This window comes from Paraburkholderia sp. A1RI_3L, assembly GCF_048957895.1.
GTDB lineage: Bacteria > Pseudomonadota > Gammaproteobacteria > Burkholderiales > Burkholderiaceae > Paraburkholderia > Paraburkholderia kururiensis.
Genome location: NZ_JARCHA010000003.1, coordinates 470,910 through 486,007 on the forward strand (window position 1 = coordinate 470,910; position 15,098 = coordinate 486,007).

Genomic DNA, 15,098 nt, shown 5'->3' on the forward strand with positions numbered 1-15,098 from the left:
GCTACGCGTTCGTGCGAAACGCAGGCGTCGGCTGACGCCACCAGACTGCGAACGACCGGTCGTTTCGATGACGAACTAACCCATCGGGAAGTCGGCATGCCGCCACTGCCGTGGCGTCTGTAACAGTGCGGCGCCAGACTGTCCAGTCTGACTACGTGGTGCTGCCACAACGAGCACGGGGCCAGATTTGGAGGCCCGGTTTAGAATAGCGCACGTTTTTCGCCCCGACACGCAAACCGCTTATGAACGATAGCAATCACGCGGGCAAGCATTCGTTGCCGTCTCTCGCGCTCGCCGCCATCGGCGTCGTCTTCGGTGACATCGGCACCAGCCCGCTGTATGCGCTGAAAGAGGCGTTCAGTCCCTCCCACGGCATTCCGCTGAACGAAACGTCGATTCTCGGCGTCGCCTCGCTGCTGTTCTGGGCAATCATCATCGTGGTCAGCATCAAGTACGTGCTGTTCGTGATGCGGGCCGACAACAACGGCGAAGGCGGCGTACTCGCGTTGATGGCGCTCTCGCTGCGTCCGTTCGGCACGAAGACCAAAGCGGCGGGGGTGCTGATGATGCTCGGCATCTTCGGTTCCTGCATGTTCTATGGCGACGCGGTCATCACGCCGGCCATTTCGGTGATCTCGGCCGTCGAGGGTCTGGAAGTCGCCGCGCCCAAGCTGGCGCATCTGGTGGTGCCGCTCACCATCGTCATCCTTATCGCGCTGTTCTGGATCCAGCGACACGGCACGGCCGTGGTCGGCCGTCTTTTCGGGCCCATCATGCTGGTGTGGTTCGCCACCATTGGCGCGCTCGGCGTCTGGCACGTCGCGCAGTCGCCTGGCATCATCGCCGCGCTCAATCCGTGGTATGCCGTCGCGTTCATGTCTGCGCACATGCTGCAGGCCTACGTGGTGCTCGGTTCTGTTGTGCTGGTGCTCACGGGCGCCGAAGCGCTTTACGCAGACATGGGTCACTTCGGCGCGAAGCCGATTCGCGTGGCCTGGTATGTGCTCGTGATGCCGTCGCTCGTGCTCAATTACTTCGGGCAAGGTGCACTGCTCATGCACAACCCGAAGGCCATCGAGAATCCGTTTTTCCTGCTCGCGCCCGAATGGGCATTGCTGCCGCTCGTCGTGCTCTCGACGGTCGCCACGGTGATTGCGTCGCAGGCCGTGATTTCAGGCGCGTATTCGCTGACGAGCCAGGCGATCCAGCTCGGCTACGTGCCGCGCATGAAGGTTCTCCATACGTCCGAGCTTGCCATCGGGCAGATCTATGTGCCCGTCGTGAACTGGCTGCTGCTGGCCGTGATCCTGTGCATCGTCATCGGATTCAAGAGTTCGGACAATCTCGCTGCCGCATACGGCATTGCCGTGACCGCCACGATGGTCATTACCACCGTGCTCGCCTGTGTCGTCATGGTCAATGTGTGGAACTGGAACAAGGTGCTGGTCGCTGTCATCATCGCGGTCTTCATGACAGTGGACCTCGGCTTCTTCGGCGCCAATCTGCTGAAGGTCGAGGAGGGCGGCTGGCTGCCGCTTGGTGTCGGGGCACTGCTGTTCTTCCTGCTGATGACCTGGTACAAGGGGCGCATGATCGTCAAGGAACGCACGGCGGCCGACGGTATTCCGCTCATGCCGTTCCTGCAGGGCCTGCTCGCGCATCCGCCGCATCGCGTGTCGGGTACCGCGATCTATCTGACGGGCAGCGCGGCGCTCGTGCCGGTCAGCCTGCTGCACAACCTCAAGCACAACAAGGTGCTGCACGAGCGCACCATCTTCCTCACGTTCGTCACGCGCGATATTCCTTACGTGAAGGACGAGGAGCGCATGACGGTCAAAGACATTGGCGGCGGACTTTTTCTCGTGAAGGCGGACTATGGCTTCAACGAGACGCCTGACGTGAAGGCCGTGTTGCTCCATATGGGCGAGCAGCACAACATGACCTTCGACATGATGGACACGTCGTTCTTCCTCGCGCGCGAAACCGTGGTGCCGACACAGTTGCCCGGCATGTCGCTGTGGCGCGAGCGTGTGTTCGCCTGGATGCATCAGAACGCTGCGAAGCCGACCGACTTCTTTGCGATTCCCGCCAACCGCGTGGTCGAACTGGGTACGAAGATCGAGATCTGATCGGCGCAGGCTGCGTCATAGAAAAACGGGGATCCCTTGGATCCCCGTTTTTGTTTTGGCCTGTGCGTGCCCTTCTGCGCCAACACACGAACGCGCACGATGTGCACGACGCGCGGCACTCTCGCATGCCGTCTGCGCCGTGTCTCCGGGTGATTAGCCGCGCTGCTTCAGCTTCGCGAAGGCGGCCGCCATGGCGCCCGCTGCTTCGGGCTCGCGCGAGCGCGGCTGAGGTCTTGCGCCGCCGCCATTGCGTCCCTGCGTGGCGCGGTCGTCCCGAGCGCCGCTGCGCTGCCCTGAGGCCGTGCCAGGAGCGACGTCGTCGTCCATCCGCATGGTGAGCGAGATGCGTTGGCGTTTCACGTCGACCTCGAGCACCTTGACCTTGACGATCTGGCCGGCTTTGACCACCTCGTGCGGGTCCTTGATGAACTTCGTCGACATGGCCGACACGTGCACGAGACCGTCCTGATGCACGCCGACGTCCACGAACGCGCCGAACGCCGCGACGTTGGTGACCACGCCTTCCAGCACCATGCCCGGCGAAAGATCGGAGATCTTCTCGACGCCTTCGCGGAACGTCGCCGTCTTGAATTCGGGACGCGGGTCGCGGCCGGGCTTTTCCAGCTCGGTGAGGATGTCGCGCACGGTGGGCAGGCCGAACCGGTCATCGACGAACTCGGTGGGCGAGAGTCCGGACAGCGCGTCGCGGTTACCCAGCACTTCGCCGATGCCGCGGCGAATCTTCGCCAGAATCCGTTCGACGACGGGATACGCTTCCGGGTGCACCGACGACCGGTCGAGCGGATTCTCGCCGCCATTGATGCGCAGGAAGCCGGCGGCCTGCTCGAAGGTCTTGTCGCCAAGGCGCGGCACCTTGCGCAGATGCTCGCGCGAGGGGAACGGACCGTTCGAGTCGCGGTAGTCGACGATATTGCGTGCAAGCGTAGCGTTGAGACCGGACACGCGCGCGAGCAGCGCGACCGACGCCGTGTTCGCATCCACGCCCACGGCGTTCACGCAGTCTTCGACCACCGCGTCGAGCGAGCGTGCCAGTTCGCGCTGATTTACGTCGTGCTGATACTGTCCCACGCCGATCGCCTTCGGCTCGATCTTGACGAGTTCGGCGAGCGGGTCCTGCAGGCGTCGTGCGATCGATACCGCGCCGCGCAGCGAAACGTCCAGATCGGGGAATTCCTTCGCGGCGAGTTCCGAAGCCGAGTACACCGAGGCACCCGCTTCGGAGACCACGATCTTCTGCAACTTCAGTTCGGGATGGCGCGCGATCAGCTCGGCCGCGAGTCTGTCGGTTTCGCGCGAGGCCGTGCCATTGCCGATGCTGACCAACTCTGCCTGCGTCTCGCGGGCAATGCGTGCGAGTTTCGCGAGCGAGCCATCCCAGTCGCGGCGCGGCTCGTGCGGGTAGATTGTGTCGGTGGCGAGCAGCTTGCCCGTGCGATCCACCACGGCGACCTTCACGCCGGTGCGCAGCCCCGGGTCAAGACCGATCACGGCGCGCGGACCCGCAGGCGCCGCGAGCAGCAGATCCTTGAGGTTGCGCGCGAACACGCGGATCGCCTCCGTTTCGGCCTGCTCGCGCAGGTTCGTGAGCAACTCGTTTTCGATGTGCGGCTGCACCTTCACGCGCCAGCACCAGCGGCAGACATCGGCGAGCCATTTGTCGGCGGGACGGCCCTGATTCGCGATACCGAAGTGCCGCGCGATCATCGCCTCGCCGGGATGCGGCACCTGCGCGTCGAGTTCTTCGCCCAAGCCGAGCTTTACCAGCAGCACGCCGGCGTTGCGGCCGCGGAAGAGGGCGAGCGCGCGGTGCGACGGCACGGTTTTGATCGGTTCGTCGTAGTCGTAGTAGTCGCGGAATTTCTCGCCTTCTTCGCCTTCCTTCCCTTCGATCACGCTGGACGAGACCACGCCCTGGTTATAGAGGTAGTCGCGCAGCTTGCCGAGCAGCTCGGCGGTTTCGCCGAATTGCTCGGAGAGGATGTCGCGCGCGCCGTCGAGCGCAGCCTTCACATCGGCCACGCCCTTTTCGGCATCGACGTACTTCGCCGCTTCGGTCTGCGGATCGAGCTGCGGATCGAGCTGCGGATCGGCGAGCAGTGCGTCTGCGAGCGGTTGCAGTCCTGCTTCGCGCGCGATCTGGGCGCGTGTGCGGCGTTTCGGCTTATAGGGCAGATAAAGGTCTTCGAGCACCTGTTTGCTATCGGCGCCTTCGATCGCTGCACGCAGTTCGTCCGTGAGCTTGCCCTGTTCGTCGATGCTGGCGATGATCGCCGCACGGCGCTCTTCGAGCTCGCGCAGATAAAGGAGCCGCTCTTCGAGCGTACGTAGCTGCGTATCGTCCAGGTTCCCCGTCACTTCCTTGCGGTAGCGGGCGATGAACGGAACGGTCGATCCCTCGTCGAGGAGTTGTACGGCGGCCGCCACCTGACGTGGCTGGACCGACAGTTCGTTGGCGATGCGCTGTACGATCTTGAGTGCTACGGTGTCCGTCATAAGCTGTTCGATGCTCCTGCGAGGCCCGCGCCGCGGCGCGGAAAGCCGCGCGCCGGCGGGCTGGGCGCCTTGCGCGGCGGATTGCTGAAGCGGGGCATTTTGCCATAAATGCCCGAGCGCTCAAGCTCAGGGTGATAGAATTTCGGGCATGTTCCGTTGCCCTGTGATGACGTTGACAAACTTGCGTTTTTTCCCCGTTTTGCCCGGTATGGGCAGGGCTACCGCGGCACGGGATGTCGCGCCTGGCGCTGCACTTGTGATGGCTGCGTCGATCGCGATTTTTTTCGCGTCACCTGTTGCTGCGCAGACGCAGCCGGCGGGGCCTGCGGCCGGTGCCTTCGCTCCTGTTTCCAACGGTTCCGATACCGCCCCCGCGGCGCAAAGCGACTTCGACGTGCGGCAAAAGGAGCTCGACCGGCGTGGGGCGGAGAACAACTATCGTTATGCCGTGGCGCAGCACAATTGCTACAGCACCTTCTTCGTCAATCACTGCCTTGGCAAGGCGCGCGATCAGATGCGCGCGGTCCAGGCGGATATCCGCAAGGAACAGCTCGCGCTCGACGACGAACAGCGTGCCGTGCGGGCGCAGCAGCGCGACCAGCAGGCGGCGCTCAGGCGTGCTCAGGACGAAGCCGACGCGCCGCAGCGGGCCGCAGACGAAGCACGCAATCAAGAGACCTACGAGGAAAAGCAGCGCCAGCATGCGCTGGACGAAGCCCAGCGCGCCGCCGAAGCGCCGCAGCGCGCGGCGAATGCCGCAGCGTTCGAGCAGAAGCAGCAGCAACACGCAGTCGATCAGGCGCGCCGTGGTCCGGACGCGGCACAAAAGGCGGCAAACCAGGCCGCGTACGACCAGAAGCAGGCCGACTTCCAGCGGCAACTCGACGAGGCGCGTCGCGAAGGCCAGCAGAAGGCCGTGGAGCGGCAGGAGAAGGCTCAGCGTTTCGAGCAGAAACAGGAAGACGCAACAAAGCATAAGGCTGACGTGGAAGAGCGCCAGCGCCAGGCTGCCGAAAAGGCGCAGCAGAAGCAGCAGGACCAGTTGAAGCAACAGCAGGGCCAGCAGCAGTCGCAGTAAGGCAGGAAGAGCGGCAGCAGCACCTGCGCTGCCGCTTGTCAGTCGGACGGCAACCTCAGGCGGAACCGCGCACGCGGCGCGGCGTTCGCCGCATCGGTGAGGAGGCGAGCATGCGCGATCAACATCATGTCAAGACCGAGGTCATTCGCGACCGCATTCTGCAACTGGAATCGGAGCACGGTGATCTGGACCGTTTGATCGAGAGGATGTCGGACGACCCCGGCTCCGATGACCTGGAGCTGCAGCGTCTCAAGAAGCGCAAGCTGAAGGTCAAGGACAACATCATCCTGTTGCAGCTGCAACTGGAACCCGATTCATTGAGTACATCCGACAGGCGCGTGTAACCGCGCCCTGGCAGGCGCCGGGGCCTATGCGCACGCCGGACTTTGCAGGAAACCGCTTGCCTTGAATTCATCGCCTGTTTCTCTTTCCGGTGCAGCGCCCGACGGCGACGCACCGGTGTCCGCGTTGCGCGCCAACGCCGGCGCGCCTGTGCTGAACGCCCGGCGCGTGTCGGAGCTCGACGCCATCTTCGCGGCCGACGGCGTGCTTGCGCGCGAAATCGAGGGCTACCGGCCACGTGCCTCGCAGATCGAGATGGCGCGGGCCGTAGCGGCTGCCATGGAAGCCTCGGGGCGTGCCATGCCCGATCCGGCCATGTTCGAGACGCAGAAGCGCCCGGCGCGGCGCCTGCAAGGCGCGAGCACGTCCGGTGCGGATAACGGCACGGCCAGCTCCGGTGACGGCGAGCAGGCGGGTATCGACGGCGGCGAGAACACGCTGATCGTGGAAGCCGGCACGGGCACGGGCAAGACGTACGCCTACCTCGTGCCCGCCATGCTCTGGGGCGGCAAGGTGGTCGTGTCGACCGGCACCAAGCATCTTCAGGACCAGCTGTTTCAGCGCGACATTCCGACCGTGCGCGATGCGTTGGCCGTGCCGGTTTCGGTCGCGATGCTCAAGGGGCGCGCGAACTACCTTTGCCACTACTACCTGCAGCGCACCGCCGACAACGGACGCCTGCCGTCGCGCCAGGAAACGGCGTGGCTTCAGGAGATCGTGCGGTTCGCGAAAATAACGAAGTCGGGCGACAAGGCTGAACTCGCGAGCGTGCCGGAAACAGCTGCCGTATGGTCGATGGTGACCTCGACGCGCGAGAACTGCCTCGGCCAGGAATGTCCGAATTACAAGGACTGCTTCGTGATGCAGGCGCGCCGCGAAGCACAGCAGGCCGACATCGTGGTGGTCAATCACCATCTCTTCTTCGCTGACATCATGCTGCGCGACACGGGCATGGCGGAGTTGCTGCCCACGGCCAACACGATCATCTTCGACGAAGCGCACCAGTTGCCCGAGACCGCGACGCTTTTCTTCGGCGAGACGCTTTCCACCGCGCAACTGCTCGAACTGGCACGAGACTGTGTTGCCGAAGGGCTCAGTCATGCGCGTGATGCTGTCGAATGGGTGAAGCTCGGCGCGGCGCTCGAGCGCGCAGCGCGCGATGTGCGGCTGGCGTTCAAGGAAGACTCGGTGCGACTGTCGGTGGCGCAACTGCCGGAGGACCATCCGCTTTTCCCTGCGCTCGTTGCGGTCGAAACAGAACTTGCGGCACTCGCCACCGCCCTGGCCGGTCAAGCCGAACGAGCGGAGTCATTGGGTGCCTGCCTGCGCCGCGCACGCGAGTTGCAGGACACGCTTGCAGGATGGACGGTGCCCGAACCCGCGAACGCATCTTCGAAGCCGCAGGAGACGGCGCAGAACCCATCGGGTACGCAGGCCGCAACGGATCCTGAAGAGAAGGTCCGCTGGGTCGAGGTGTTTTCGCACACGGTTCAACTGCACGAGACGCCGTTGTCGGTGGCGCCTATCTTCGCGAAGCAGCGCGCCGGCGTACCGCGTGCGTGGGTTTTCACATCGGCAACACTGTCGGTGCGCGGCGATTTCACGCACTATGCTGCGCAGATGGGGCTGAACGCGCGCCGCTCGATGACGCTGCCCAGTCCGTTCGATTATCCGACGCAAGGCTTGTTATACGTGCCGCGCAATTTGCCGCAGCCATCGTCGCCGGCATTCACGGACGCGGTGTTCGACGCGGCGCTGCCCGCCATCGAAGCTTCCGGCGGTGGCGTGTTCATGCTCTGTACGACGCTGCGTGCCGTGGACCGCATCGCGGCGAAATTGCGCGACACCATTGACGCTCGTGGATGGAATACACCGTTGCTCGTGCAAGGCGATGCGAGCCGCACGGAACTGCTGGAGCGATTCCGCGCCTACGGCAACGCCATTCTCGTGGGCAGCCAGAGCTTCTGGGAAGGGGTGGACGTGCGCGGCGATGCGCTGTCGCTCGTCGTCATCGACAAGCTGCCGTTCGCGCCGCCCGACGATCCGGTTCTGGCTGCGCGCCTCGACGCACTAGCAAAGAAAGGGCTGAGCCCGTTTGCTGTCCATCAGTTACCGCAGGCTGTCATCACGCTCAAGCAGGGGGCGGGGCGGCTCATTCGCGCAGAGACGGACCGCGGCGTGCTGATGATCTGCGACACACGACTCGTGGATAAGCCATATGGACGTCGGATCTGGCAGAGCTTGCCGCCGTTCAAGCGCACACGCGAGATCGAAGTCGTTCGGGAGTTTTTCGACGAAGGAAAGCAGACCGGCTGATTGCCGGCATCAGAGACACCGTGCAAAACAAAACGCCACGAAGCGAACTTCGTGGCGTTTTGTTTTTGCCTGCCGGAAGCCGGACTTGCGTGTAGCGCATCTGGCTTCTGGCAGACGTTCGCCCGAAGGCGAACTCGCGCAACAACGACTTACTGGCTTGCGCCCGAAGCCGGAGCAGCAGCCGAAGCGGCAGCGCCTGCGTCCGAAGCACCCGTCGTAGCCGAAGCAGCACCCGTGTCGCTCGCAGCGGCGGCGCTCGAAGCAGCACCCGTGTCGCTTGCAGCAGCAGCCGGTGCCGAAGCAGCCGACGTGTCGCTAGCGGCCGGGGCAGCGGCTTGATCGCTGCTCTTGTTGCAAGCAGCCAGTGCAACGGCTGCCAACAGGGATGCTACGAGGAGGGATTTCTTCATGATCACGTCCTTTTATGGTTAAAGGTAAGCAACAGCGCAAAATAATACCGGTAATGTGCTCCAACACCGACCCGGGCCGCTGGTGGAGACGCACTTCATGAGCGTGAATCTTCCCTACGGCTTGGGCGGAAATTATATGCACTTTCGTACCGACCGTCGACAAATGCGGGGTCAATACGTTGTCTTTCTCATACAGACGTTTCCGTAACGGTATAGCAGCTGGAAGGGCTTATGCAAGCCCGCCCAACTCTATCCAGCCCGCACAATACCACTCGTGCAGTAGTGCTGTCACCGACGAATCGTGTGAGAGTGTTACAAAGCGTTTCGCACTCAGCGTGCGACAATTCGCGAGATCGAGCAGCCACTTTTTGCTCGATGGAAGAGAGTTTTCCTCGCCATTCAGGAAATATGAGTGAATATCGTATAGCAGAACTGTTTTGCGGTGCAGGCGTACGCCGTCGTGTGAAGCGCGGTTCACAAACGCGGCTTCGTTGAGCGGACGCGCGGGCGGCTCGAACACCACATTTGACTTCGGTTCGCTTAGCCAGGCACCGAGAAATCCGGACACGTCGGCCTGGTTCCAGCGGATCTTCGTAAGGATCGCGCCGACTCGTTCCACCAGCGCTGCCGGCAATTGGGCAGGCTCGCCCACGGCGGGCTGTTTCGGATCGCTGTAGAGCGCGTCCTGCCCGCGGTGGGCGCCACCGCGTTCGGCCAGGTAGTAGAGGAACTGCGCGGCGAGTTCGCTTGCCGACGGTGCCCTGAAGCCGACCGAGCAAGTCATGCATTCACCGATCGCGATGCCGTCGTGTGCAATATGCGGCGGCAAATAAAGCATGTCGCCTGGTTCCAGGATCCATTCCTCTTCGGGTTCGAAGTGCGCGAGTACTTTCAATGGCAGGTCTTCGCGCAACGACAGATCGCGTTGTGCGCCGATACGCCAATGTCGCTTGCCATGTACCTGCAGCAAAAACACGTCGTATGAATCAAAGTGTGGCCCGACACCGCCGCCATCAGTCGCGTAGGAGATCATCAGATCGTCGAGCCGGGCGTCCGGCACGAAGCGGAACCTGTCGAGCAGCGCTCGGGCACGGTCGTCGTGCAGGTCCACGCCCTGGACGAGTAGCGTCCAGTCGCGTTGAGCGGTGCGCGGCAACGCAGTAGTGTCGAAGGGACCGTGGTCCAGTTTCCAGCGCCGCCGAAAATGCGTGACGAGACGGGACTCGACGTCGTCGTTCCCGGCCAGCTTGAACAGCTCATCGCGTGTAACCGGCGACGCAATGCCGGGCACTGCCTGACGGATCAGGAACGGCTTTTTCTGCCAGTACCGGCGCATGAATTGCGTCGGAGTGAGGCCGCCGAGCAATGGCGTGGGCTGGTCGGGGGAGGGCAGGCCGGAAGCCGGGGCTGGCATGCGCGATGGGGTCGCGCGTTGGCCGGCCGGATGGTCGGAGGGCCGCTTGGGCATCGTATAATGTGATTTGTATTCTGGAGAATCGAATGAAAATCGCAAAGGACACTGTCGTTTCGGTCGCTTATAAGCTGTCGGATGCGCAGGGCAATCTGATTGAGGAAAGCGACGAGCCGATGGTCTATCTGCACGGCGGCTATGATGGCACGTTCCCCAAGATCGAGGAAGTGCTTGATGGGCAGGAGCCTGGCTTCGAAACCCAGATTCAACTTGAGCCGCAAGACGCGTTCGGCGAGTACGATCCCGACTTGGTGAAGATCGAACCGCGCAACCGCTTTCCCGAGCCGCTCGAAGTCGGCATGCAATTCGAGGGCACCCCCGAAGAGGGCGACGAAGACCTCGACACGCTCATCTACACAGTGACAGATGTTGCCGAAGACAAGGTCGTCCTCGATGGCAATCACCCGCTCGCTGGCATGGCCTTGCGGTTCGCGCTGACCGTCACGGAAGTGCGTCAGGCCACGGACGACGAGATCCAGCACGAGCACGCGCACGGCGCGAATGGCCTCGAAGTTGTCGACGAAGATGAAGACGATGACGAGGGCGAAGGGGATTCAAAACCCACGTTGCACTGAGCCCTGCGGTATGCCGGCGTCGCCTGACGCCGGCTCAAGGCTCAAGGCTCAAGAAGGCTCAAGGCGCGGTGCCCGTGCCACCCGGCGCCGGAACGGCATAACCTGGATGAGTCGTATTGTTGCCGTTACCTGTGCCGGAGTCGGGCGGCTGACTCGCAGGCTCGGCGAATGCCGACGAAGGAGCAGGTACATCGGGCGCGGACGATACTTCGGGCACAGTGGGCATGGCCGGAACCGGCGGCGCGCTGTCCCCTCCGGGTACGAGGGCCGGCGGCTGCGGCAGGGGCAAATCTTTCGGTACATCACGCACGCTGACGCGAAACGGCGGGTGGCGTGCCATGTCCGCATCGACCTCTATCCACTGCATAAGCTTGTTTCGCGGCGCAAATGCGATGCGCGTCAGATTGGCGACTCGCGCGCCTTTGTCGTTGCGTAGCGGCTGGTCGATCTGAAAACCGCCGGCTGGCCGGCCGTCGTCTTCGTGGATCACCACAACGGGGCCGCGAAATGTTTCGGCAAGTTTGACCAGACTCCGCTTGAACTCCAGATACCCGTCGCGCCGTTCGTGGCGTGCAAAGCGCAGCCATGCGAAGCGGTCCGGCCGCTCGTAGCGCTCAGGGTCCGGGTCGCCTTGAATGAATATCACGATTGCGCGCGCGCCATGGCGCCGCGCGTACTCGCCTGCATGTTCGAGCCAGAAGGCATTGGCGATCGTGCGATCCTCGAATTCACCATTGCGGCCGCCGGCGGTCAGGTAATGATTGTTGCCACCCGGCACGTTGAGTCCGATGAAGATGGTGTCATCCACCTGCCAGCGCACGTTTTCCCGGTATGGCCTGAAGCGCGACACCTCGCTTTCACGAGTGAGTGGTAGGCGCGTCTGTCCCATCGAGGTGGGGTCCGCGAACAGCGTTTGCCGCAACCGGTCGAGCCGCTCCACCGGATCGAAGTCACCCGCGTCGTGCGCTGAGCAGCCGACCCAGTCGTATTGGCCGGGTACGAATATCAGCGCCGGCCGCGCGGTTTCCAGCACCGCCTCGCGACGCTCGTAAAGCGCATCGCTGCAGGCTTCAGTGGGACCCTTGAGATTGCCGTCATAGACGATGAACGCCACGTTCCTGTTCAGTCCAGCGGCTTCGATCAGTCGCTGTGTAGCGGCTTCGTCGGCCGGGCCTCGTATTGCCCCTGAAACGACGGCAAACGAATAGCGCTGCCCCGCTGCTTGAGCCGGGACGCAGACAAGCCCAAGCACCGTGGCGACGAAGGCCACCGCTGCGAGTGCTCTACGACACGCACGCCCGTATCGCACAGCGTGCGCAGAACACTCAGCGTTTCTCATGCGGCGCCATCGCGAGCCCGTGCAATTCATAGAGCAGATCGAGTGCCTCGCGTGGCCGCAGTTCATCCGGGTCGATGGAACGAAGCCGTTCAGCAAGCGCTTCTGAGGCCGGATCGATCGATGATGCTTCGCGATACTGATCGTCTTCGTCCCGCACTTCATGGAGTGGCGCCGTTTCGTCGTCGACTTCTGTCATTGGTGGCGGAGCAAACAGATCGAGCTGTGGCGTTGGCTGTGCTGCCGACTGTTGCTCCAGCAGCGCGAGGTGCTTGCGTGCCGCACGGATGACGGCAGACGGCACGCCGGCAAGCTGCGCCACCTGAAGGCCGTAACTCTGGCTCGCCGGACCTTCGTTGACCGCGTGCAGGAACACGATCACATGCCCGTGCTCCACGGCCGACAGATGAACGTTGGCGGCCTGGGGGAACTCCGCTGGCAACTGCGTGAGTTCGAAGTAATGGGTGGCAAAGAGCGTATAGCAACTGTTGTGCGACAGCAGATGACGGGCAATGGCCCACGCGAGCGCCAGTCCATCGAAAGTCGAAGTGCCGCGACCGATTTCGTCCATCAGCACGAGACTTTGCGACGTCGCGTCGTTGAGGATCGCGGCGGCCTCGGTCATTTCCACCATGAACGTGGAGCGGCCGCCCGCGAGGTCGTCGGCGGCGCCGATGCGCGTGAAGATACGGTCGATCGGACCGAAGCGCGCGCGTCGCGCCGGCACGTAGCTGCCCACGTAAGCCAGCAGCGCGATGAGCGCCGTCTGGCGCATGAATGTCGACTTGCCGCCCATGTTCGGGCCCGTGATGAGCAGCAGCTTGCGTTCGGCGTCGAGCCGGCAGTCGTTCGCGATGAACTGCTCGACCTGGGCTTCGACGACGGGATGCCGTCCCTGTTCGATCTCGATGCCCGCGCTTTGGTCGAACGCAGGCGCGACCCAATCGAGCGCTCGCGCGCGTTCCGCGAAGGTGGCGAGTACGTCCAGTTCCGCGAGCGCGGCCGCAACACGCTGGCAGTCGGGAATGAACGGGAGCAGCGATTGCAGGAGCGCGTCGTAGAGCGCGCGCTCGCGCGCGAGCGCACGTTCCTGGGCCGACAGTGCCTTGTCTTCGAATGTCTTCAGCTCGGGCGTGATGTAGCGCTCGGCATTCTTGAGTGTTTGACGCCGCCGATAGTCGTCGGGCACCTTGTCGGTTTGCCCGCGCGTCACTTCGATATAGAACCCGTGAACCTTGTTGTACTCGACCCGCAGATTGTTGATGCCGGTGCGCTCGCGTTCGCGCGTTTCGAGTTCGAGCAGAAACTGGCCGCAGTTTTCCGAGATGTCGCGCAACTCGTCGAGTTCGGCGTCGTAGCCGCGCGCGATGACGCCGCCGTCGCGCACCATGGCTGCGGGCTCCGGCGCGACCGCGCGAGTCAACAACTCCACGCAGGGAGCAGGCGGCTCCAGCATCGCTTCGATGTGGGAAAGCATAGGTGAGGCGCTGCTGACAGCAGCCATCTGCTCGCGCAGCGACGGCAATGCGATGAACGTGTCGCGCAAGCTCGAAAGGTCACGCGGACGTGCCGAGAGCAGGGCAAGCCGCCCCGTAATCCGCTCGACATCCGCGATCTGGCGCAGTGCGGTACGCAGGGCATCCAGACTGGCTGGCGGCGGCGCCTCCAGGAGCGCGCCGATGGCCTGCTGGCGCGCGCCGGCAATCGACGCGTCGCGCGGCGGATGATGCAGCCAGTGACGCAGCAGCCGGCTTCCCATCGTCGTACTGCACGTGTCGAGCAACGAGCACAGCGTCGGCGATTCGGTGCCGCGCAGCGTTTCCGTGAGTTCGAGATTACGACGCGTGGCGGGATCGAGCCCGATGTACTCGGACTCGTATTCGACCTTGAGACTGCGCACGTGCCGCAATTGCTGGCCTTGCGTAGCGGCAGCGTAAAGCAGCAGGGCGCCCGCGGCGCCGCATGCGCTCGTCATCGTCTGAGCACTGAAGCCGTCCAGACTGGCCACTTCCATTTGTTCGCAGAGCCGCTGCGTGCCAGCTGCCACATCGAAGTGCCACGCCGGAACACGCGTCAACGCACCGGAGCCGGGTGGCGGCGACCACGCGTTTGCGTCAGCGGGAGCATCGGCGACCAGGATTTCGGCGGGACGAATGCGCTCGAAGGCAGCCGCCACCTGGTCGGGTGCCACTTCCGCAAGGCGCAGTGCACCGCTCGCGAGATTGAGCCACGCGAGCCCCACGTTGACGACCACGCCGCGCCGGTTGTGTCCGGCGCACACGGCCATCAGGTAGACGTCGCTCTTGTCGGCGAGCAGTGCCGCGTCGGTGAGCGTCCCGGGAGTAACCACGCGAACCACCTTGCGCTCCACCGGTCCTTTCGAGGTAGCCGGGTCGCCGATCTGTTCGCAAATGGCCACGGACTCGCCGAGCTTCACGAGCTTCGCGAGATATTGCTCGACAGCGTGATGCGGCACGCCAGCCATCTTGATGGGGATGCCGGCCGAAGCGCCACGCTGCGTCAGCGTGAGATCGAGCAGGCGTGCGGCTTTTTCGGCGTCGTCGTAGAAGAGCTCGTAGAAGTCACCCATCCGGTAGAACACGAGTGTGCCGGGATGCTCGGCCTTGATGCGCAAGTACTGCTGCATGTAGGGCGTGTGCTTCGCGAGGGTCTGGTCGGGCGCGGCTGCGACGCTGGATTCTGTTTTCATTCAAAGAGTTGCTGAAGAACGTGTTCGGACATTTGCGGACATTCGCTCCCATTTTTCGCCATGTTCCCCGCTGTCAAGGGGGAGCAAACGGGGACCTTTAGCGGTCGTTCGTTGACTATACTTCGAGCGCGGTCCCCCGGGGATCGGCCGAACGGCCAAATCCATATGCAGCAGGGGATTGACGGTGATTCGCCAGTCCCCCTTGCTCGACGGCGTT

Annotated in this window: 10 protein-coding genes; 5 read left to right on the plus strand and 5 right to left on the minus strand. The window is 63.5% G+C overall.

Annotated features, from left to right (window positions below; all coding sequences use genetic code 11):
- The first annotated feature begins 242 nt into the window (after window positions 1–242).
- A complete protein-coding gene (locus PXJ20_RS11885; protein ID WP_017778044.1) occupies window positions 243–2,129 on the plus strand; it encodes a potassium transporter Kup in 1,887 nt (628 codons plus the stop codon).
- A gap of 153 nt (window positions 2,130–2,282) precedes the next feature.
- Here the strand turns inward: PXJ20_RS11885 and PXJ20_RS11890 are convergent, their stop codons facing one another.
- Complete coding sequence (locus PXJ20_RS11890) at window positions 2,283–4,643, minus strand: Tex family protein (protein WP_421030788.1); 2,361 nt, start codon at window positions 4,641–4,643, stop codon at window positions 2,283–2,285.
- 166 nt (window positions 4,644–4,809) lie between these two features.
- Between PXJ20_RS11890 and PXJ20_RS11895 the strand changes: the two genes are divergently transcribed.
- From PXJ20_RS11895 to PXJ20_RS11905, 3 genes are all read left to right on the plus strand, one after another.
- Window positions 4,810–5,721, plus strand: coding sequence for a colicin transporter (locus tag PXJ20_RS11895; RefSeq protein ID WP_421030789.1), 912 nt, complete (start codon window positions 4,810–4,812; stop codon window positions 5,719–5,721).
- Between the two features lie 110 nt (window positions 5,722–5,831).
- The gene (locus PXJ20_RS11900; RefSeq protein ID WP_017778047.1) at window positions 5,832–6,065 is read left to right on the plus strand and encodes a DUF465 domain-containing protein; all 234 of its coding nucleotides are present in this window, start codon (window positions 5,832–5,834) and stop codon (window positions 6,063–6,065) included.
- A gap of 61 nt (window positions 6,066–6,126) precedes the next feature.
- Window positions 6,127–8,379, plus strand: a complete 2,253-nt coding sequence (locus PXJ20_RS11905; RefSeq protein WP_421030790.1) for an ATP-dependent DNA helicase — start codon at window positions 6,127–6,129, stop codon at window positions 8,377–8,379.
- A gap of 149 nt (window positions 8,380–8,528) precedes the next feature.
- Here the strand turns inward: PXJ20_RS11905 and PXJ20_RS11910 are convergent, their stop codons facing one another.
- Both PXJ20_RS11910 and PXJ20_RS11915 read right to left on the minus strand, forming a co-directional pair.
- Window positions 8,529–8,789, minus strand: a complete 261-nt coding sequence (locus PXJ20_RS11910) for a hypothetical protein (protein ID WP_081601951.1) — start codon at window positions 8,787–8,789, stop codon at window positions 8,529–8,531.
- A gap of 229 nt (window positions 8,790–9,018) precedes the next feature.
- Complete coding sequence (locus tag PXJ20_RS11915) at window positions 9,019–10,257, minus strand: JmjC domain-containing protein (protein ID WP_421030791.1); 1,239 nt, start codon at window positions 10,255–10,257, stop codon at window positions 9,019–9,021.
- A gap of 32 nt (window positions 10,258–10,289) precedes the next feature.
- Here PXJ20_RS11915 and PXJ20_RS11920 point away from each other — a divergent pair, with 32 nt between their 5' ends.
- Window positions 10,290–10,835: an FKBP-type peptidyl-prolyl cis-trans isomerase gene (locus PXJ20_RS11920; protein WP_126875710.1), complete on the plus strand. Its 546-nt coding sequence runs from the start codon at window positions 10,290–10,292 to the stop codon at window positions 10,833–10,835.
- Between the two features lie 58 nt (window positions 10,836–10,893).
- Here the strand turns inward: PXJ20_RS11920 and PXJ20_RS11925 are convergent, their stop codons facing one another.
- Both PXJ20_RS11925 and mutS read right to left on the minus strand, forming a co-directional pair.
- Complete coding sequence (locus PXJ20_RS11925) at window positions 10,894–12,204, minus strand: hypothetical protein (RefSeq protein ID WP_421030792.1); 1,311 nt, start codon at window positions 12,202–12,204, stop codon at window positions 10,894–10,896.
- Entirely contained in the window at window positions 12,161–14,881 is a 2,721-nt protein-coding gene (gene mutS / locus PXJ20_RS11930; protein WP_421030793.1) for a DNA mismatch repair protein MutS, read from the minus strand. The genes PXJ20_RS11925 and mutS overlap by 44 nt, the downstream gene beginning before the upstream one ends.
- Window positions 14,882–15,098: the final 217 nt, after the last annotated feature.